Raw genomic sequence first — 20,905 nt, 5'->3', positions numbered from 1 at the left:
TTAATATCAATAACATACATAGGTATTATACTACGGCTGTCAAATATGGCAAAACGCCCCTCATTAAGCAGTAATCTCATCTATGTACGCTTTTATTATCTTTTTCCTGTCAAAATTATTTTCAACCCAGCTGCGGCCTAAGCGCCCCATTTCTTTCCTGGAATCGGCATCAAGCTGCATAAATCTATCGATTGCATCAAAAAGAGCCTCTCTGTTTCTGGGTTCAACCAAAATTCCTGATCTGTCTTTATCAACGATTTCCTTGCATCCATTTATATCTGAAGCAATAACCGGTCTTCCTGTGGCTGCTGCTTCCATCAGAACATTTGACATGCCCTCATGGTAAGAAGGGTGAACTACTGCGTCCGCTTCTTTAATATAAGGATGAATATCCTTTTGATATGGTATCATCTTAAGGATTCCTTTTTTCTCAGCTTCTTTTACCTGGTCTTCAAATTCGTCCTCAAAGTAACCGATGGCAGAAAAAGAAACTTTATCTCCATATTTCTCATGGATTTTTTTCGCTGCATACAAATACTCTTCCGAGCCCTTTTCCTTCATGATCCTTCCAATATAAAGAAATCTTGTAACGTCATCGCTGTGGCCGGGGTATTCTTCAAATTTATGTTTATCAAGATTAACGCCTGAGCCATTTACAGTCACATGCTTTTTGGCATGTATGCCACAGTCTTCAAATATCTGCCTGTTGTTCTGATTCTGGAAAAAGAGGCATTTGCACCCCTTTAAGGAAGTCTTGTACATGGCGATTATCATTTTGAGCAAAATTCCTCCGCGCTCAAATGTGCTTCCAAGACCTGTTATAGTCGAAAAATATGGGATTCTTGCAAGTCTGCAGGCAAATCCGCCGTAAATATTGGGCTTTATTGTATAGGTCAAAACCACATCCGGGCGCTCACTTTTTAAAAGCTTTCTATAAGCGCCAAAAAGAGCCAAGTCCTGTACAGGATTGACTCCGCGTCTGTTGATGTCAGTATGAACTACTCTGCAGCCTTCTGCAGTCAGCTCTTTTACCTTAAGATCATCAGGCAGGCTGATAACTATTTCATATCCTTCATCCATAAGTCCCAGAAGAAGTTCATTTCTGAAATCATAGAGCCCACTTGATGAGTTTGCTAGTATTAACGCCTTTGGCATAATGTCACCTTTATGATTTATTTTGCTAATTTGTCCTCAGGAAGGATGCAGAGCTCGTTGTACTTCATCATGTACACGCCTTCCTGGTAATCACCGATGTTAACGGGATTTTCTTTACCCTTTAAGTTGTTGATGATGCATCTTGGGAAGTTGACTCCGCATGCATAGGCATGTGGGTATCCACCGCCAAAACGAGGATTTACTTCTGACAGATACCAGACATCTGTTGCATTGTCATAGAAAAGGTCGATGTCAATCATTCCTCTGTAGCCAACAGTCTCAACAAAAGAAACTATCTGCTTAAAGAGTCTCTCATCTTTAACTGAAACGGATTTATCTGTCTCGCCGGCTCTCATCTTGATCTTTTCCTTGAGGAAAATATCTGTGCACTTGCCGGAAATAAGGTCAATGTATACATCAGCACCGTACTCCTGGCCCCTCATGTACTCCTGAATAATAAGATCATCAAAGTCGTGGAAAAGAGCTACAAGCATCTCTTTGGATTCTACAGCATTGATATTTATTGAAGCGCTACCGTTTCTGGGCTTTACAAAAACAGGGAAGTCTACTTCGCCAGCTGCCTTCGCTGTCTCAAAATCCTCTATTGAAAGATAACATTTTGCTGTAGGGATCCCCAGCTTAACAAGCATCTCGTACATGCGATATTTATCAAGGCTCGTCTCGCAAAGCTCATATGAAGATACAATAGGTGTAATGCCTGCTTCAGTAAATCTGTCTGCGTTTTCTGCTATAAGAGAAAGCTCAGGATCTATAAGACTAAACACCCCATCTATGTTATTTCTTTTGCAGATTCCAAGAATCTCATCAATATAGAAGGGATCCTTGATTCTTGGAACAAGGATTGCTTCATCTGCTTCATATATAGCAGGGCCAAGGTTTGAACAGTCTGTTGCAAAGACCTTACCATTGTTAGCAAGCTCCTTTTTGAAAGCCTGTACTACCTTATTTCTGGTGCCTGCACTTAAAACAAGAATATTGGTACTCATGCTCTACCTCCGTATTTTATCAAGATCATCAAAAAACAACGGTGTTCCGCCTGTATGTATAAACAGGATATTTTTATCTGCTATATCATAATGCCTGATGTATTTTTCCATTCCAAGGAATGCTTTGCCTGTATATGTGCTATCAAGCGGCATTCCATACATAACAAGTGATTTTTGAATCACATTCTGGATCTCAGCATTTCCTTCGCCGTATCCGTCACCTGTATAATCATCCAGGAAAATGGTCTTATCCTGAATATCCTGTTCAGTAATTTCTTTTCCAAGGTATGTACCTGGTTCTTCTTTAAGAAATTCCCTAATACTGTCAATTACAACGTCTCTTCCACGAGGATTTTTTCTGGCTATACTAATGCCTATGATCTTTTTGTCGTCCTCATTTTTGAGCTGTCCGCATACAAGGCCTGCATGTGTGGTGCCTGTGCCCGAAGCAAAGAAGATATAGTCAAAAGAAATACCATTTGCACGCTCAAACTCTTTTATTTCCTGATAACATTTTACATAAGCGTAGGTGCCGATATTGCCGTGGCCTCCGCCCATAATAAAATATGGCTTATGGCCTGCAGCCTTTAATTCATCGAGTTTGTCATCAATTGTCCCGCTGACCTTATCAACCGGAACTGTTATTATCTCTGCACCAAACAGCTCCATCATTCGGCTGTTGTAAGTCACATCACTGACCTCGGAAGGTCCGATGATAACACACTTCTTACCTCGCTCTGCGGCCATATTTGCCACAACTCTGCAGTGGTTCGAATGACTGCTTCCATAAGTTACTACATAGTCATAGTCGCCCTTATCTATATCCTGAAAAAAGTCAATGGCCTTCCTCGCCTTATTTCCACCAAAAGAATAAGGGATCATGTCTTCTCTTTTGACATACAGAGAAGGAAACTCAGCACTATTAAGTTTATAGGTCGGTGTCATATCCATGTTTTGACTCACTCTTTTATCTGCTGCTTTCTGTAATCATCAAAATCAGGAAGCGCATTAAGAACTACTCCGTCATGAGACAGAACTGTTTTCACTGTATCAATGATAACCTTGATATCTGTGGCAAATGAAAGATGCTCCACATAGTAGATATCGTATTCAAATTTCTTTTCCCAAGATATCGCGTTTCTGCCATGAGCCTGTGCATAACCTGTAAGTCCCGGTCTTACACTGTGTCTGAGTCTTTCTCTCTCGTTATAGTAAGGCAGATACTTAACCAGCAGTGGTCTTGGGCCTATAAAACTCATATCTCCCTTTAAGATATTAAAGAACTCAGGAAGCTCATCCAGGCTTGTTTTCCTAAGGAAGGTTCCAAACTTGGTGATTCTCTGCTCATCAGGAAGAAGGTTACCCTCTGAATCTTTTTTGTCTGTCATGGTCCTGAACTTATACATATTGAAAATCTTTTCATCCTTGCCAGGGCGGGCCTGTTTAAAAAGTACCGGGCTTCCAAGGTTAACCCTTACAAGTACTGCCAAAATAAGGTATAACCAGCAAAAAAGCACCAGTATCAGAAGAGAAAGCAGGATATCAAGTAATCTTTTTATACAATTTTTGTACATAAAATACCTCGGCAAGTGCTCTACTCAAAACATCTCTTAACAACTTCGATGATCACATCCTGCTGCTCAGGGGTCATCTTGTTGTCGCTTGGAAGGCAAAGTCCTCTGTCAAAGATGTCGCTTCCAACATCCTCAAAGCCTGTCTCCTTGATGTAGGCATTACTTCTTGCTCGCCCGTTTCCTGTTGCAGTCACAAAGCCATTCATGCGGTAGATAGGCTGCATATGCATTGGCTTCCAGATAGGGCGGCCTTCAGCATTAATAGCTGCGATTGCTTCAAGAATTTCTGTAGGGCAGCTCTTTCCAGGTTCTGAAACATAGAGAACATCTTTTTCTCCTCGAACCTGCTTGCACATTGCATCTTCATTGATAAGAATACATGAGAGCCAGAAATTAGGCTCACTGTTCTCGGCGTCAAATGGATTCATTGTAACAGGAAGATCCTTGAAACCCTCTTTGTATCTCTCGTAGATGGCTTTCTTTTGCGCGATGTGCTCTTCAAGGTATGGCATCTGGCCTCTTACTACGCCTGCAATTACATTGCTCATGCGGTAGTTAAATCCAAGCTCCTCATGCTGATACCACGCTGCGTCTTCTCTAGACTGAGTTGACCACTTACGAACCTTGTGGGCATCATCTACATTATTTGTCAGGAACATTCCGCCTGCTGATCCTGTGATTATCTTGTTCCCGTTAAAAGAGATAACACTGTAATCGCCAAAAAGTCCTGTCTGCTGTCCCTTATATGTTGCACCAAAAGACTCTGCGGCATCCTCAACTATAAGAGCACCATGAGCATCGCAGATCTTTCTGATCTCATCTACTTTGCCCGGAGTGCCATAAAGGTGCGCAATTACTACAAGTTTTACTTCAGGATAAATCTCAAAAGCTTTCTTAAGAGCCACCGGATCCATGTTCCAGGTATCTCTTTCAGTATCGATATATACTGCCTCGCCACCTTCGTAAGCAACAGGATTTACTGTTGCGTCAAATGTCATATCTGAACAAAATACTTTTCTGCCCTCGAGGCTTCCATGTCCAACCTTTGGCTGTCCATAAAGTCTTTCTCCTGCAAGCTTAATTGCAAGATGAAGAGCTGCTGTTCCGCAGGAAAGAGCTACAGCGTCCTTGCAGCCGATCTTTTCTGATACAAGTCTCTCAGTCTCATTGATATTGGCTCCAACAGTTGACATCCAGTTGGTTTCATAAGCTTCCTGCATGTACTTAAGCTCATCTCCATGCATTGTAGGAGATGAAAGATATATTTTTTTCTCAAATCTTTTTATTTCCATGATATCTAACCTCAGCAAATGCTTTACTCTTCATTGATCTTTTCTGCTGCTTTCTTCAAAGCTTCCATGTGCTCTGCGGTCTTGTCATCTTCATTATCTGTCGGATGATATGTTGTAACAATCTCACGAACAAGCAGCTTAATATCCGGAGACTCTGCTCTTGCGGCTTTGTGGAGCCTTTCAAGCTCTGAAAAGAACTTCATTTCATCAAGTTCGATTGGCTTTCCAATGTGGATCATCTTATTAGCTGTATCCTGAAGCCCTTCCTCGTCCATAAGCATCTCTTCGTAGAGTTTTTCTCCCGGACGAAGTCCTGTAAATTCAATCTTGATATCTTCTCCAACCTTATAACCGGAAAGTTTGATCAGATTCTCTGCAAGATCAAGGATCCTCACAGGTTCTCCCATATCAAGAACAAATATCTCACCGCCCTTTGCGAAAGCTCCTGCCTGAAGGACAAGTGAAACAGCTTCAGATATTGTCATAAAGTATCTGATAATGTTAGGGTCTGTTACTGTAACAGGGCCTCCTGCCAAAATCTGTTTTTTGAACAGCGGGATAACTGAACCGTTTGAACCAAGTACATTACCAAATCTTACTGCAACAAACTCTGTGTCATAGTGCTTGTTAAAGGTCTGAACTATCATCTCACAGATTCTTTTGCTGGCTCCCATGACATTTGTCGGGTTAACAGCCTTGTCTGTCGAAATGAGAACGAACTTTTTGGTGCCGTTCATGGCTGCTGCCATGGCTGTTTTCCAGGTACCAAATACATTGTTCTTAATAGCTTCTCCAGGGCTGTCCTCCATAAGCGGAACATGCTTGTGAGCAGCTGCATGATATACAATATCCGGCTTGTACTGCTCAAATATAGTATTAATCCTTAATGTATTTCTAACTGATGCAATGAGAACTACAAGATCCAGATCCGGGCACTTGGTCTTAAGCTCCTGCTGAATGTCGTAGGCATTATTCTCATAAATATCAACAATAATAAGTCTCTTGGGTGAATGCTGTGCTATCTGTCTACAAAGCTCAGATCCGATGGATCCGCCACCACCTGTGACCATGACAGTCTTGCCACTAACATAGCCCGCGATAGAATCAAGGTCAACTGCGATAGGATCTCTACCAAGAAGGTCCTCTACCTCTACGTCACGAAGTCTTGATACATTTACTTCGCCATTAACAAGCTGGTACATTCCAGGAAGTGAACGAAGCTTACAGTCAGTGTTCTTACAGATATCAAGGATTTTCCTGAGTTCCTGTCTTGAGATTGAAGGCATTGCAACGATGATCTCGTCGATGTCATAGAGATCTGCGCATTCAACGATCCTGTCTCTTCCGCCAACTACTCTGATTCCCTGAATATATTTACCCCACTTCGCAGTGTCATCATCGATGATGCACTTGATGGACATTGTGGAATAGTTACTTGTAATGATCTCTTTGATAATGATGTTGGCAGCCTCTCCTGCACCAATTATCATAACTGACTTGGAGTTGTGCTTGTTCTCTGCCCTGTGCTTCTGGCTCCTCAAAAATCTGTATGAGAACCTGCTTGAGAAGATAAGTGTTATAAGCAGGAACGTGTACAAAAAGTAATAACTCTGTGGAACCGGCTGATTCGTTGACTTAAAGAACTGAAGTCCTATAGCATTGATCACACCTGAAAGGACACAGGCCATGACCAGGTTCTGCATTTCTCTTTCTCCTGCATAAGCCCACAAGCTATCATACAGCTTAAAGAAATAGAACATTACCAGAGTTATCAGGATATTAAGTGGAAGGAACGTTGTTACAGGATCAAGGAAATGATCTGGAATCGTTCCGATCCTAAACTCATATCTGATAAGAATTGCAATATAACTGGCCGCTATAATGCTTATGATATCGTATATTATCAGACCTGTTCGTCTATAAAGTTTTTGATAGTTAAATGGTTCTTTTTCTTTACTCATTTTATTTTGCCTTTTTTTCAAATAGTAGTGGCGCAATTGAAAGCATCAGAGCAAGTGTCATAGGATTGCTGAACATAAATACCCATTCACTAATACCTGCAACTGCAAATCCGAGTAAAACTGCAAATGGCATAAGGGCCAAAGGTTCTTTCTTCTCTTTTTTGTAATATGAAACTCCGGTAATAATACCGCAGATCACAAACAAAATAAACAGTATGCCTACAATAATGCCATGGTCATAAGCAACCTGTATATAGGTGTTGTGAGCATGTACAGCTATTTCTCCATTTGGAAGCTCAGCTCCCATTTCGTCATGTCCCTTAAGATTCAGCTCTTTTAGATAGGACTTGAATATAGTGATACGGCCGTTTGAAAGTACATCAATTATGTTAGAGGAATCAACATACTCATTGACTTCCTCTGTGAGCATCAGTATTGCAAGTTCAGCCCTGGTCATAGCAGCACTGGCCAAAAGCCCGTCTCTGTCATAGTCAGTTACAAAGCCATACTTTTGCTGCTGCTCATCACTGCCCTCATATTCGTTGCCATAAAAATCAAAATATGGATCACCGGTTTCAGGATCAAAGTTGTTAATGTCTATAGGATAACTATAGTCGCCAACCGAAATTCCAAGAATCTTACCCGCAAAAAGATTGGCAAATCTCTCAACGCACATGAAGTTCGGACTGTTCCAGGCCGCTCCGCCTCTAATAAACTGATCAGTGTCGTCAATTGCATATACCACAGGTCTTGCAACCATAGCAGGTACAATTCTCTGAAGCGTAAAAGCAGCAGGGAAGCATACAATAACTGACACTATCATGACCAGAAGCATCCTGAAAAACTCACCCTTATATCTGATTGCTGTTACTACAAGCACCAGTAAAATACACACTCCCATAGCAAGATAAGCTGTTCTTGATACTGTAAATACAGCATAAGACGCTATCCATCCAAAGAGCACTATTTCTTTCCAGGCAGATTTTATCACCTGCTTAATACCTATTCCATCAGGAAGTGCTACTATTTTCGCTGTCAAAAGAACTGCTGCCACAGCTCCCAGGAAAGTGAAATATTCAGCAGTTACTGTGACTGTGTGGAAAAGGAATCCAAAGCGACCACTTACAAAACCCGCAAAATAGCGATGCAACAGGCTAAATACAAGTGAAATCGCAAAGTTCATCATAAGTCCGCCAGATACGATTTTTATAAAGTCTTTCCTGTTTTTCCAGACTGACAATCTTATGTACAGGCAGGTAAAAGTTACTGCCAGTGCTACTCCCCACCATCTGGTATTTCGCATAATGACGATTGAAGCAAGAAATACCAACACAAGAATTCCATATGGAGAAAGTCTGAAACCTTTGGCCCCATTTTTGTCTCCACCGGAAATTTTCTTTTTAATATATCCTGCTATGAGCCTTAGTAAGTTAAGTACAAGTATGCCTCCAAGGATCACAATAATAATTCCATATTTAAGGATCATATTGTGAAGATCATATTCTTTTTCAGTATCCGCAAGTGCGTTGACCTGATAGTAATGAACTCCATATATAACTGATCCGACGAGCCATACAATATTACATATATTAATGAGCTCTTTGAAGCTGAGTGTAAGAATGATCATAACAAGGAGCCATATGAGCATCCTTCTCTCTGATAAAGTGTGGTAAATATCATAGAGATCATTCATATAATCGCAGGCATACCAGATGGCCATTGCCATTGAAAACATCATAAGTATATAGACCACTTTGCTCTTAGGATCTATTTCATCCCAGAATGATACACCAACACTTTGCTTAATGCTTTTGTGATTAACAGCATAAAAAGCAATTCCCGCGCTGATCAGAAGACCTATCTCATAAAAAATGATATCCACAGCTCTCATATCAAAGAGTCTTAAAGGAAATACCATTATCATAAGTGCGCCAAATACCAGCACAATAAGCGGATTGGCCACTGTCTTTAGTGCCTGTCTTACTGTAACAAGCGAATTCTTTTCAGGTTTTTTTCTGAAATATAAACCTGTCAAAACATACAGTATAATCGCCAAACCTGCGATTCCTGCTATAAGTTCTACTGAAAGTGACTTTGAAATCGGAAGTCTGTAATTGTAGGTAGCAGCTAAATGACGGGCAGGAATCTCCTGTCCATTAAAATACAAGCTGCCTACATATGCAGATGTATCAGGCACTGTCTCAAAGGCCAGATTAAAGTTTGACCTGCATCCTGTGAGAGATAAGTAATACTCTTCTCCTACTTCAACATCATACTCGATAGGAATTGTCACATAACCAGGAAGCTGATATTTGGAAGTATCTACATAGGCATAAAACAGTTCCCCGTAGTACTTGTCCATTAAAGTCACACCCAAATATCTGCCTTTATTCATTGAAGTCACATAAACATCAATTGAGCTCAGTCGTTCATACTGGGTAACAAATTTCTGGGACAGTCTGGATTCAATGTTGATCATCCCGGACTGATCAACAATCTCTCCTCCTGCAGAGAAGCTGTCGACTTTTGTCCAAATTCTAAACGGGAATATGCTAAGCACGGCTAAAAGAGCCAATAAGAGTACTACCACTCTGCATGCTGTTTTTTTATCTATAACTTTTCTCATATATAATCAAGCCTTTTCTCAAAAAATGGCACAAAACACCATCATTTAATAATAACATATAGGCCCTGGCTTATCAAATCTGCGTACTTCCTGTGTCAAGCAGCAAAGGCAAAGCAAACCACAGTATTACCACATAACGCACCAGATATGTGGGGCCAAGGATCACAGTAAGCCAAACCATCAGTATAGGCAGGAAAGGCAGTATATTCTTGTAATCTTTTTTATAAAGTCTGTAAGCGATTACGTACAAATAAATAATTATCAACAGTCCCGGTGAAAACAGCAGTGCGGGGACTTTGTGGTCTGTATGGAAGGAACCGATTGATATGTACCTGTAGAACTTGTCGATCATCGGAATTAGGCTGTGTCGTTCTCCGGGAAGTTCTACTTCGTAGCCAAAGTAGGAGCTTTCATCATAGGTAAATGTAAAAACTGTGGTACCTTTATAGACATTTATGTTGGCCGGTGGATACCAATATCCGTAGGAAGTCAGAAACCAGGCATTCACATAGGTCATAGGATGTGTCTTAAAAAGTTTGAAGTACAGTTTCCAGAACGCTGCATTGTTTTGCTCGTAAAGCTCATTGTTAAAGCCTACCTTTACAAGGTCAGAGACTCTTGGTGTGTATTTACACAGGTTCTCTTCAGGAACGAAGGATTCAAGTATCTCAATATCTTCTTTTGAAAGACTCTCCTTGTCATAGGTATAAACCCTTGCCATCTGCATGATCGGAACTGTAAGCATTTCCTGATGATGTGGTGTGCTTGTTGTAAGTGTGACTGAAAGCACCGTATTTACTACAAGATACAGGATAACAGGCGTTACTGTTATGATAATAATGGCCTTTGAAAGCTTTTTTCTAAAACAAAACAACAAAAACGGCACAAATACCAGATAAGCATAGAAACCATTATGCCTAAAACATGGCATCAGAACAGCCGCCGCTATAAAGGCGGCGCATTTATTTCTATTTTTCAAAAACGCCTCTGTATTGTCCAAAAGCTGCACTAAAAAGGCTGTCAAAAGAAGGAGCATGGCCGAAAAGAGTCCGTCCTTGCTTGAACAGAGGGTATACATCACAATCGTTGGAAAAGCGCCATAATAGATAGTCCACAAAATGATGCTTCTTTTCCCGATGCCTCTTTTTTGCATATAGGCGATGACATAAGCCAAGATGCAGGTAATAACAAGCATCTGCAAAAAGATATATGCACATATGCCAAGGTTCCAGGAACCGGTGATTTTGTGAAAAAGTGCAATTGTACCACCAAGTAGCAGAACGTGAAGGAGCGGATGGTGTGTAGTAAAAGTCCTGGTAAGAACTTCATTTAATTCTTCCTGAGCATCATAGACAAAAAATCCGGGAAATTCAGCCAGTAAAACCACCGATCCGAGGGCTGCTAAGATTCCCCATGTGAATAAATGTTCCTTTGAAAGAAATATCTTTTTATCTGAAGTATCAAGTGGTGATGCACTCTTAAGAGGAAAGAGGCCAAAGAGTTTTTGACCGCTGTGGGCCTGTTCGTAGTTTCGCCATACATATCTGGTGTCTATTGCAATAACCATCATAAGACAGACCATGGTAAGCATCGCATTCTTGTCAGAAATATCCACCTTATCAAGAGTTTCAAGCTGATAACCTATCACAAGAAAAAATCCTGTCAATATGCCAAATAAGCCTGACATAAGCCAGGCTCTGTAATTAATCTTATTTATGTTTTTGTTCCCCATTCTTTTGTCCAAATACACTTAAACGCCCCCAAAACTGATCTGTTTATTCCTCTTTTTGGGAAGTTGTTTCTCTTATGACATACTGTGGATTTTTATTCTGAGATATATATACTCTTCCCAAATACTCTCCAACCATTCCAAGCATGAGCATAACCATTCCGCCTATGAATATGATTGCGCTCATCATAGCTGAAAATCCCACCGGCACGTTAGGATTTACAAATTTCTTTATTATCGTGTATATTCCGTACATAAATCCCAGGCATGCAAATATGCTGCCTGAAAGAGTTGCTATTCTAAGAGGCTTTATGCTGAATGCAGTAAAGCCGTTTATCCACAATCCAAGAAGCTTTGCAAAAGTATATCCACTTGTTCCAACTTCTCTTTTTCTGTGATTAACATCTACGTTTACTATATTCTTGGTGCTTCTTAGTACAAGACCAATTACATAAGGGTAAGAGCTTTCGTATTTTACCATCTCTTCAACCACAAATCTTCTCACACCAAAGTAGCTTGATACAAAAAGATCTCTTGGCTTACCAAGCATCACGCTTGCCATCCATTCGTTCATGGCAGTTCCAAAATTTCTGAAAAGATTGTGCTGCTTGTGGCCATATCTTGCATAAACTGCATCTGCATCTCCCTCAAGAGCCGCAAGAAGCTTTCCGACCTCATTAGCAGGAGTCTGCCCGTCGTCGTCGAGACAGATAACATAGTCGCCCTTGGTATTATTAAGGCCCGCCATAAGGGCTGCATGTTGCCCGAAATTCTTGGCAAAATTAATGCCCAGGACCTTCCCATCAGCTCTTTTAGCTGCTATTTCCTGGATCTTGCCCCAGGTATTGTCAGGAGAACCATCATTAACAAGGATGATCTCATAGTCATAATCCATCCCTGCCATAGTCTCATCTATTTCATTTATAACGGATTCCAGAGTCAGCTCTGATCTGTAACACGGAATCACAAAACTTACTGTTTTCTTTTTCATATTTTTTGCTCCATAAGTATCATATCACTTTTCTCCCCATCACTGCATTCAACCAGTGGGAGATCTTTTACCTTAACAAAGCCCGCATGCTCGTAGCTCTTAATCGCTGCCTCATTGTAGGTAAATACTCTGAGGATAAGCTTTGTAAGTCCCAGCTCCTGCCTTGCATATCTGGTCGCCAGGACAGCAGTCTCATTGCCATAGCCCTTTCCAATGGCATCATCCTCTCCAATAAATATACCATACTCCGCGCTGTGTGCCTCATTATCAATATCCCTAAAGTAGACACTTCCAACAGGACGGGCATTATTGTTCTTCTCACATATTATAAGCTGAACAACTTCTCCTGTCTCAACCTTTGTCTTTATCCAGTTCTCGTGGATCTCATTAGTAAATGTCTCACGGTAAACAAAATTGTCCCTGACTCTGGGGTTGTTTCGCCACTTAACGATAAGGTCAGTATCTTCTCTTGTCATAAGGCGCAGAGTCACCTTTTCCCCGGCAATCAACATCTCTTTTCTCCAATAAAAACATTTTTGATACATTATTCAGCCAGTCTGACCTTGTAGACTCCAAAAGCGTCAGCAACTGTGTCCACATTTATGATCTGAATATCATAGCCTTTCTCAATGTAATAGTCAGATAGCCATTTTATATCCTCAGACTTATTCTGAACTATGTATACATTATCAAGAAGTATCGCATCCTGCATGGAATCAAAGCCAAAGGCTCTGAATTTTTTGGCTGTAAGTGGGCTCTTTGAAGCCCAGCCTCCCATAAGATCATGATTGGCATAGGAGTTATCCACATTCTTAAACATTTTTTCTGAAAAGAATGTCTCTCCTTCCACCATATCTTCGCCACAGGAAACACTTGTGTAAACATCTATAAAATAAAAGTTATCCTTGTTGTCTGCAAAATAGTCATAGAGCGCATCATAATGCTGACGCATTTTTTCTCTGGAAGCCATCTCAGATTTTAAAACAAATATCTGATTAGGAATTGACGCAAAGGAAACAAGCGCAAGCACAGTTAGTGTTACCATGGCTATCTTAAGGCTCTTTGGCGCCCTTAAATACAGCATTTCCAAAAGAACTACAATCTCCATAAGATAAAGCGGGTGTGTGATCCTTATAGGGTCTCTTCCTCGTACGATTATATAAAGCCAAAGTGTTGTCCTGCACGCAAATAAAAGAGCCATCAAAGCAACTGCCAAAAGCGCGGTTTTATTTTCCCTCGTATTTTTAGGGAAAAGATACATTAACAGGACTCCAAGGTACAAAATGAACGCTGCAATATTCCACGGAAAATCTGTCATTGGATATTCAAAGCTCTTTTGAAAAGAAATCTGCCTTAGTCTGTATAAATACTTGCCTGCTGCCTGACGAAGCTGCGCAGGGAGCGGGATCTCATCAGTCTTAAGCTTATCTGCATACTCAGCAACAGCCCAAAGAGTATCTGCATTTATCTCATCATCAAGTCCAAAATTGTAGTTTACAAGTAACTGCTGCTCGCTCTCGGAAAGACCAATGCTATCATAGAACTCCTTATTCTCAGCGTAATCAGGAATATACTGAAAATCATAGAGCTCAGTCCTGGCGTTGAAAAGATCTGTAAAATCCTTCCAGTCAGCAGATGAATAGGCTATTTTGTGGATGCCCTGACTTACGACAATTATAAGTATGATAGAAACAAGGAGTTTCAAGTAATTTAAGAACTCTTTTCTTGTAAGTGCCCATTTTATCAGCATTCCCACCATTACAACAGGAAGTGTCAAAAGAAGCATCTCCGAGCGAAGTAAATATGCTACTGCTATGAGTACAGCTGCCAAATACAGATTTTTGTCTTTTTCCCTGTGAGAGAAAATTAAGATAACAGCTGTTGCCGATAAAAAGCCGCAAGTGAAAGTATACTGAACAAACAAGAAGTGTGCCCCTACTACCCCCAGCATCATAAATATGATTGAAACAAGAGACAATAGCCAAAGCTTATAATCTTCTGCAAATTCAAGCACTTTGTAAGTAATGATAAATACGCAAAGAGCCTGGAGCAAACATAAAAAGATGCCGTACCAGTCAAGAGCGCCTGATACTCTGTAAAGTACAGAAATAAAGGCGCTTATCGGATACAGCATCTGTATATTGTGTCCCTCCGGCACACCTGTATAAGCGCCGGAGAGTATATCCTTCATAAGGACATCATCGTTTAAGTCAAAAAAGTAGTCGCCACCAATAGCATTAAAGAGCATAACAAGGAAAGCAGCTGCTGCACTCCCTTTTATATTTAAGCTTTTTGATGTATTCCCCATAGTCTGACTCCAAATTTAAGTAAATCTATAGTACTCCTTTACCCTCATAACAACTTCGTCAAGGTCTTCATCCTTAAGATTGTAATACATAGGAAGACGAAGGAGTCTCTCGCTCTCTTTGGTAGTGTATTTATCCTCTCCCCTGAACTCACTGAAGCGGAGTCCTGCCTTGGAAGAGTGGAGCGGAATATAGTGAGAAGCAGGTAGAATATCATTGGATTTAAGGTAATCGATAAGGCCCTGTCTCTCTTCAAAGTCCTTACACTTGATATAGAACATGTGAGCATTGTGAACACACTCAGAAGGCACATAAGGAAGCTCGATAAGTCCCTTTTCAGCCATATCTCTGAAAGCATCATAATACCTGTTCCATGATCTTAATCTGTTATTATTTATCTCATCTGCAAGCTGAAGCTGAGCATAGAGATATGCTGCGTTCATATCACTTGGAAGATATGAAGATCCAAGCTCGATCCAGCTGTATTTATCAACCTTACCAAGTTTGTAAAGTGTACGATTAGTACCTTTTTCTCTGATAATGATCGCATCATCAACATAGGTTTCATCTTTTAAGAGGAGTGCTCCACCTTCACCCATGCTATAGTTTTTAGTTTCATGGAAACTGTAGTTACCAAAGTCACCGATAGCTCCAAGTGCCTTACCCTTGTATGTAGACATTACGCCCTGGGCTGCATCCTCAATAACAAGGAGGTTATGGCGCTTTGCTATGTCCATGATAGTATCCATTTCACAGCCTACACCTGCATAATGAACAGGTACGATCGCTCTTGTTTTTTCTGTGATGGCTGCTTCGATCTTGGTCTCATCAATATTCATGGTATCAGGTCTGATGTCCACAAATACTATCTTGGCTCCTCTAAGAGCAAATGCATTAGCAGTTGAAACAAAAGTAAATGAAGGCATGATAACTTCATCGCCCTCTTTTATTCCTGCAAGAATAGCAGCCATTTCTGTTGCATGTGTACAGGATGTAGTAAGAAGCGCCTTAGATACTCCGGTCTTCTTTTCTATCCATTCATTATCAAGAGCTGTATACTTACCATCTCCGCAAATTTTCTGAGCTTCTACACACTCTTTAATATAGTCAAACTCTTTTCCTGTAAATGGCGGAACATTAAAATTGATTCTCATGATTCTAGCCTTTCTTCGAAAGCAAATTACTTCTTCTCAAGGAATATCTTTCTTGATATGAAATTATATACCATAACTACGCCTGTTGCACCAAACTTAAAGAAAACGTCCTTAGCAAAACCTGCACTCATAAAGCTCTGAAGCCATGGCCAGTTCAGGTAGATCACATCGAATCCAATGAAAAGACATATCTCGTTGATCCCAAGACCGATGATACTAAGAACAAGGAAAATAACAAACTCTTTCTTCCTGCTCATATCCTCTTTTCTCTCGAATACAAACTTAAAACTGAGGATATAGTTGGCTATAACTGATACTGTAAAACCAAGAAGTGCTGAGAGCAGGTAATACTGTGGAAATACATTGCTAAAACCTGTAGATTCAAACACTACATTAAATATTCTGTAAATAACATAGTCGATGATGAAGGCAATAACACCTACAACACCAAACTTAGCTATCTGTGCCAAAAGTTTATTCATAACACTACTCCTATTATCTATTTTCGGCGAATACAATAAAACGATCGCCCTCGAAGACTTTATTATAATCGTGATTTACAATATAGTCCAATAAAATATCATACTTCATTCCTATGTTGGCATACTCAGCCATGTCTTTTCCTATGATTATCGTAGGTGTAGGTTCAGCTGAAACTGATAAATCCATCAGCTGCTTGTCAAAATTATCAACGCTGTAACTATCGAGATCAGGCCATGTTGTATCGATTGCAGGATACATGTCAAAAAGATAGGAAACTCCCGGAATTCCGCCAAAAAGAATAACCTTGGTATTTTGGAGGTCATTTTCATTAAGGACAACAGACAGTTCCTCCAAAGTATCAGCGTTATACTGCGTAGTAACCATATTCTTAGCTTTTTCAATGCTTACCAGGCTTTCGCGCTTTGTTCCGTCGGCGCCATCCATAAAGGAATATCCCAAATGGAAAAGAGCTCCCTGTATAAAAAGAACTATGAGAACAAAGGTAAACATTGCTTCCCAGGCAAAGTTATAATGTGCTTCACCTGCTCTTTGCATCATTCTCCTAAAGAGCCAAAGAACTATTGGCCCGATAATGAATAAGTTGTTAAGAATTGGGAATGTGTAATTATTACTGCCAATAGGGGTTACAAGTATAAGCATAAGTGCAGTAAAGGCAAGGGTCTGCTCCTGTCTGCTTCCATTTAAGATCCCAAGGCTGCCTATAACAGACAAAACAATGCCAGATATGATAAACATCATGGCTGCCTGGAACATTGAGTCATAGTAATAGTAATTTCTAGTGAAGACCCCGGTCGCAAAATAGTACTTTGTCAGAATCAGAATACCGCCAATAAAAAGAATCTTTTTTATCATTACATATTTCTCAGGGACAAGCAGAAACATGATGATTCCAGCCGCAACACAAGGCACCATTATTGCCATGTTAGAAAGCGTTGTCTTATAAGCTTCAAGAATAAGGCCTATCATTCCACCTGATGAGTAGTCAGATGCACCTTCTGTCATGCCAAACAATCCCATGATACCTGAAACATAAGAAGCTGCGCCGTATTTTACAACTGTAAATATAAAAGGCACTGCAAATCCTGCTAGAAATCCGAGTATGCAAACACCGGTCTTTTTAAGTATCTCCTGCACTTTGTCCCTGGTTATATATCCATAAAACCACAGAACAAGAATAAGTGAAGTCTCAACAATATTGGGGAACCTGACCATGACATTAAGTCCAAGGCAAACACCTGCAATAAATAGGTAAAGGTTTTGCCTTTTCCAGGCAAATATTCCAAGCAAAAGAAAAACCGTCCCCAAAGTAAAGAAAAGATATGTCAGATAGTTATAAAGAATAACTCTCGGGCTAAAACAGATACTCTCTGCGATAAACTCGCCGATAAAGATCATCCATCCAGGCATAAAGCTCTTTAGAAAATAGTATGAAACCAAAGCAATCACACTGGTAACAAAGCTGCAATATATGCTAAATCCAAGCATTGTATCTGCACCGGGGAAGTGCATTATCACTGCACCGAATACATTACTTAAATATGTGGAAAATAGCCACATAGGATTTAGAGTCTCTATATATTCATAATTGGTAAGGGAATACATGGTGTCAGATATATCAAGTCCCTGATTGACACCAATTAAAGGGTATAATAGCAGAACCACCGGAAAGAAATATCTTTCCAGCGGTAATTGATACTTTTTTAAATTATAAAAATAGCTTCTGATATTTTTTAACATAAGTCCTGATCCAACTGTCTTATTTTGTTAAAGAGCCAAGTATCATGCAAGACTCTGCCAACGTATTCAAATATCATCTTGCGAACCCAGTCAACAAAAATACCTGCCGCAAATATGATCACGATTGAAGCTGCCATGTGAAGGGCATAGAGAGGAACGCTGTAAGTTGGAACTTCACCAATAAGATGCTCTATCCACTCAACCCATCTGTCTTTCATCTCAACATGCATATGCAAAAGATAAACGCCAAATGTAAATGGCGCGATAAATCTGATAATATCCGCAATCTTATTCTCTTTTACCCTGTAATATCTAAAGAAAGAGAATAATCCAAGTGAACCTGTCAAAGTAAAAAAGAAATTATGATGGAACGGCACCTCTGAATAATAGATAAGTCCGCCTGTCATCAGGTTAATATGATGAAGAGCAAAGCTCATTGCTGCGATCATAAAAGCCGATGCCAAAAAAACTATCATGCTGTTTCTGGCATTGTAAAAGACTCTGACGTCATACTTTCTGATATATGCCGCAATAAGATAAATAACTATAAGCCATCCAAAATCGTAGCCATAATGATCTGTGACAAACATTACAGGAACAAAGCTCTTTATAATACAGAACCATATTAAAAGTCCTATGATAACTGCCTTCATCTGCCTTCTTGAAAGGTTGTGTATACCTGCATTAAGTACAGGTGCCAAAACATACATGATTACATAAGCTGTTACAAACCAGTAGTGCTCAGAAGATATTGGGAAAATATACTGAGCTACCTTGTAAATATTGTCAGCCGGATGAACCACATATGTTCCTGCGATCATCATAGCAACAGAAATGAGTATGGTATAAAAGTATACCTGACAAATAAGCTGAAGGATACGGCTAACTTTGACCTTTGATCCGGAAATGAAATAACCACTTATAAAAACATAGGTATTAAGTCCCATGATGCTAAATGCCTCTAAGATAGTGGCATATGCCTGAACTCCTGTAACATTCTCTCCTAGATGAAGAAGTGTATCACAGTGAGCGTTATAATGCAGAACCAATATCATAACCATTGCTATTATTCGCAACAGTTCAAAGCTGGCATTTCTTTTTGTCATTTGATCACGGCCTTTCCGTCATTTATGCTGTAAACCATATCACATTTTTCAATAGTCTGAAGCCTATGCGCAATGATAACAAGAGTCTTTCTGCCATGGAGGCGGTTGATTGAATCCATGATTGCTGCCTCTGTTTCATTATCAAGGGCAGATGTTGCCTCATCAAGAACAAGTACCTCAGGGTCCTCAAAAAGAGCTCTGGCAATGCCGATTCTCTGTCTCTGTCCACCTGAAAGTCTGATTCCTCGCTCTCCTATCTTGGTATTGAGACCCTCAGGAAGGCTTCTTACGAATTCGTCAAGTGATGCCTCTTTAAGAGCCTGCCATACCTTGTTGTCATCAATTTCGTCATCAGCGTAGCCAAAAGCTACATTTTTTCTGATAGTTGAATCGATCATAAAGATTGTCTGAGGAATGTATCCAATGTTTTTAAGCCACTGTGGATAATGCTCCATTACGTCAACGCCATCGGCATAGATGTGGCCACTAACAGGCTTTAAAAGTCCAAGCATAACATCAACGATAGTTGTCTTTCCGGCGCCTGATGTTCCAACGATACCAACTGACTTTCCAACAGGTATCTCCATGTCGGCATTGTCAAGAATTAGCTTGTCAGTTCCAGGGTATCTATAGGATATCTTATCGAGGTTGATGCTCTTAAGCACAGGGAGCTTTTCAACTTCTTTCTTTTTCCTGTAATCGTCACTGTTATATGAAATTGAGCCATCATGGATCTCCATCTGAAGATTGTCACTTACATTCATAAGGAAAGGCTCAAAATAAGCAATTGAAGTCAGGTAGTTGTTAATTCTGTTAGCGCTTGGAAGAAGTCTTGCTGCAGCAGCTGCAAGGACTGTAAGCTGTGGAAGGAGCTGTGTGAGACTTGTTCCTCTTGCCATAACAACAAGCATATATCCAACCATTCCTGCAATAGCAATAGTCTCTATCAAAAGCCTTGGTGTTGAATTATAAAGGTTATACTTCTGAACAGCATTTACATAGCCTGCTCCACAGTCTGCATATCCGTTAATGAAATAGTTTTCTTTATTGGCAATCTTGATCTCTTTTATACCTGTAACAGATTCATCGATCCACTTATAAAGTCCGCTGTAGTAATCCTGATTCTCCTGTCCTGCCTTGGTCATAACAGGTTTGATAAAATATTTGATGACAAGTAATACAACCACAAGAAGTGCTGCGATCGTAATTGTCATCTCTGCATCCTGGCTGATAAGGATAGCTACGAGACAGATGAATACGATTATCTCACTGATAAGCTGAAGGCTGCTGAGGATAAGGCCATACATGTTATTAACATCAGAGGTTATGTTTCTCTGAATGACACTTGTGTCAGCATTTAAATAGTACTCATAAGGTCTTTGCATGAAGTTGATCATCATGCGCCTTGATGTGGCAAACTGATTGGTATATACAAATCTGAGCTGCACAACATTCATGAAGTAAAGGAAAACGTTCTTAACTATAAACACAAGAATGAGCATTACCATAATAAGAGCTGCCAGCTGTGTTGGAGATGTGAAACCAAACAGGTTATAAATAAATGAGAGCGCCTTGCTCTTCTGGATCTGCTCAGGGTCAACAACCACCTGCATAACAGGAGCTATAAGAGCTATTCCCATGGATTCAAGAACACCACCTATAAGCATCATTATAACTATGCCCACCATCTGCCTCTTTTGTCTGGCATCAAGGAGCTTCATAACCTTTTTGTAAATCTTACGCATAAAAATAAACCCTTCTGA

The 20,905-nt window shown here is 40.1% G+C and carries 16 protein-coding genes; all 16 read right to left on the bottom strand.

Annotated features, from left to right (window positions below; all coding sequences use genetic code 11):
- Nucleotides 1-63: 63 nt before the first annotated feature.
- The 16 genes from G585_RS0102335 to G585_RS0102260 all read right to left on the bottom strand — a co-directional run bounded on the left by G585_RS0102335 (nt 64) and on the right by G585_RS0102260 (nt 20,887).
- A complete protein-coding gene (locus G585_RS0102335; protein ID WP_022772695.1) occupies nt 64-1,155 on the bottom strand; it encodes a glycosyltransferase family 4 protein in 1,092 nt (363 codons plus the stop codon).
- A 17-nt stretch (nt 1,156-1,172) separates the two neighbouring features.
- Nucleotides 1,173-2,162 carry an ATP-grasp domain-containing protein gene (locus G585_RS0102330; protein WP_022772694.1) on the bottom strand — a complete coding sequence of 330 codons (990 nt, stop codon included), beginning with the start codon at nt 2,160-2,162 and terminating at the stop codon, nt 1,173-1,175.
- Between the two features lie 3 nt (nt 2,163-2,165).
- Nucleotides 2,166-3,113: a 1-aminocyclopropane-1-carboxylate deaminase/D-cysteine desulfhydrase gene (locus tag G585_RS0102325; protein ID WP_022772692.1), complete on the bottom strand. Its 948-nt coding sequence runs from the start codon at nt 3,111-3,113 to the stop codon at nt 2,166-2,168.
- Nucleotides 3,114-3,121: 8 nt separating this feature from the next.
- A complete protein-coding gene (locus G585_RS0102320) occupies nt 3,122-3,736 on the bottom strand; it encodes a sugar transferase (protein WP_022772691.1) in 615 nt (204 codons plus the stop codon).
- A gap of 20 nt (nt 3,737-3,756) precedes the next feature.
- Entirely contained in the window at nt 3,757-5,028 is a 1,272-nt protein-coding gene (locus tag G585_RS0102315) for a DegT/DnrJ/EryC1/StrS family aminotransferase (protein WP_022772690.1), read from the bottom strand.
- A 23-nt stretch (nt 5,029-5,051) separates the two neighbouring features.
- A complete protein-coding gene (locus G585_RS16820; RefSeq protein WP_022772688.1) occupies nt 5,052-6,989 on the bottom strand; it encodes a polysaccharide biosynthesis protein in 1,938 nt (645 codons plus the stop codon).
- A 1-nt stretch (nt 6,990) separates the two neighbouring features.
- Nucleotides 6,991-9,615, bottom strand: a complete 2,625-nt coding sequence (locus G585_RS0102305) for an O-antigen ligase family protein (RefSeq protein WP_022772687.1) — start codon at nt 9,613-9,615, stop codon at nt 6,991-6,993.
- Between the two features lie 73 nt (nt 9,616-9,688).
- Nucleotides 9,689-11,347: a DUF6020 family protein gene (locus G585_RS0102300; protein WP_155827712.1), complete on the bottom strand. Its 1,659-nt coding sequence runs from the start codon at nt 11,345-11,347 to the stop codon at nt 9,689-9,691.
- 43 nt (nt 11,348-11,390) lie between these two features.
- On the bottom strand, nt 11,391-12,335 hold the full coding sequence (locus tag G585_RS0102295; protein WP_022772684.1) for a glycosyltransferase family 2 protein: 945 nt from the start codon (nt 12,333-12,335) through the stop codon (nt 11,391-11,393).
- Complete coding sequence (locus G585_RS16815) at nt 12,332-12,847, bottom strand: GNAT family N-acetyltransferase (RefSeq protein WP_022772683.1); 516 nt, start codon at nt 12,845-12,847, stop codon at nt 12,332-12,334. Before G585_RS16815 ends, G585_RS0102295 begins: the two co-directional genes overlap by 4 nt.
- A 32-nt stretch (nt 12,848-12,879) precedes the next feature.
- Nucleotides 12,880-14,643, bottom strand: a complete 1,764-nt coding sequence (locus G585_RS0102285; protein ID WP_022772682.1) for a hypothetical protein — start codon at nt 14,641-14,643, stop codon at nt 12,880-12,882.
- A gap of 15 nt (nt 14,644-14,658) precedes the next feature.
- On the bottom strand, nt 14,659-15,795 hold the full coding sequence (gene rffA, locus G585_RS0102280; RefSeq protein ID WP_022772680.1) for a dTDP-4-amino-4,6-dideoxygalactose transaminase: 1,137 nt from the start codon (nt 15,793-15,795) through the stop codon (nt 14,659-14,661).
- Nucleotides 15,796-15,821: 26 nt separating this feature from the next.
- Complete coding sequence (locus G585_RS0102275) at nt 15,822-16,277, bottom strand: GtrA family protein (RefSeq protein WP_022772679.1); 456 nt, start codon at nt 16,275-16,277, stop codon at nt 15,822-15,824.
- Between the two features lie 13 nt (nt 16,278-16,290).
- Nucleotides 16,291-18,036 carry a hypothetical protein gene (locus G585_RS0102270; RefSeq protein WP_022772677.1) on the bottom strand — a complete coding sequence of 582 codons (1,746 nt, stop codon included), beginning with the start codon at nt 18,034-18,036 and terminating at the stop codon, nt 16,291-16,293.
- The gene (locus G585_RS0102265; RefSeq protein ID WP_022772676.1) at nt 18,030-19,142 is read right to left on the bottom strand and encodes an acyltransferase; all 1,113 of its coding nucleotides are present in this window, start codon (nt 19,140-19,142) and stop codon (nt 18,030-18,032) included. Before G585_RS0102265 ends, G585_RS0102270 begins: the two co-directional genes overlap by 7 nt.
- Complete coding sequence (locus G585_RS0102260) at nt 19,139-20,887, bottom strand: ABC transporter ATP-binding protein (RefSeq protein ID WP_022772675.1); 1,749 nt, start codon at nt 20,885-20,887, stop codon at nt 19,139-19,141. The genes G585_RS0102265 and G585_RS0102260 overlap by 4 nt, the downstream gene beginning before the upstream one ends.
- Nucleotides 20,888-20,905: the final 18 nt, after the last annotated feature.

The organism is Butyrivibrio sp. AE2015, from assembly GCF_000420825.1.
Classification (GTDB): domain Bacteria; phylum Bacillota; class Clostridia; order Lachnospirales; family Lachnospiraceae; genus Butyrivibrio.
The sequence above is the reverse complement of the archived record's forward strand: the minus strand, read 5'-3'. Positions and strand labels throughout refer to the sequence as shown.

Excerpts from the sequence above, each read along its gene's own strand:
- G585_RS0102305 (WP_022772687.1), bottom strand. The coding sequence starts at position 9,615 with ATGAGAAAAGTTATAGATAAAAAAACAGCATGCAGAGTGGTAGTACTC.
- G585_RS0102300 (WP_155827712.1), bottom strand. The coding sequence starts at position 11,347 with ATGGGGAACAAAAACATAAATAAGATTAATTACAGAGCCTGGCTTATG.
- G585_RS0102325 (WP_022772692.1), bottom strand. The coding sequence starts at position 3,113 with ATGGATATGACACCGACCTATAAACTTAATAGTGCTGAGTTTCCTTCT.
- G585_RS16820 (WP_022772688.1), bottom strand. The coding sequence starts at position 6,989 with ATGAGTAAAGAAAAAGAACCATTTAACTATCAAAAACTTTATAGACGA.
- G585_RS0102315 (WP_022772690.1), bottom strand. The coding sequence starts at position 5,028 with ATGGAAATAAAAAGATTTGAGAAAAAAATATATCTTTCATCTCCTACA.
- G585_RS0102330 (WP_022772694.1), bottom strand. The coding sequence starts at position 2,162 with ATGAGTACCAATATTCTTGTTTTAAGTGCAGGCACCAGAAATAAGGTA.
- G585_RS0102295 (WP_022772684.1), bottom strand. The coding sequence starts at position 12,335 with ATGAAAAAGAAAACAGTAAGTTTTGTGATTCCGTGTTACAGATCAGAG.
- G585_RS0102275 (WP_022772679.1), bottom strand. The coding sequence starts at position 16,277 with ATGAATAAACTTTTGGCACAGATAGCTAAGTTTGGTGTTGTAGGTGTT.
- G585_RS0102260 (WP_022772675.1), bottom strand. The coding sequence starts at position 20,887 with ATGCGTAAGATTTACAAAAAGGTTATGAAGCTCCTTGATGCCAGACAA.
- rffA (WP_022772680.1), bottom strand. The coding sequence starts at position 15,795 with ATGAGAATCAATTTTAATGTTCCGCCATTTACAGGAAAAGAGTTTGAC.
- G585_RS0102270 (WP_022772677.1), bottom strand. The coding sequence starts at position 18,036 with ATGTTAAAAAATATCAGAAGCTATTTTTATAATTTAAAAAAGTATCAA.
- G585_RS0102265 (WP_022772676.1), bottom strand. The coding sequence starts at position 19,142 with ATGACAAAAAGAAATGCCAGCTTTGAACTGTTGCGAATAATAGCAATG.
- G585_RS0102320 (WP_022772691.1), bottom strand. The coding sequence starts at position 3,736 with ATGTACAAAAATTGTATAAAAAGATTACTTGATATCCTGCTTTCTCTT.
- G585_RS0102335 (WP_022772695.1), bottom strand. The coding sequence starts at position 1,155 with ATGCCAAAGGCGTTAATACTAGCAAACTCATCAAGTGGGCTCTATGAT.
- G585_RS0102285 (WP_022772682.1), bottom strand. The coding sequence starts at position 14,643 with ATGGGGAATACATCAAAAAGCTTAAATATAAAAGGGAGTGCAGCAGCT.
- G585_RS16815 (WP_022772683.1), bottom strand. The coding sequence starts at position 12,847 with ATGTTGATTGCCGGGGAAAAGGTGACTCTGCGCCTTATGACAAGAGAA.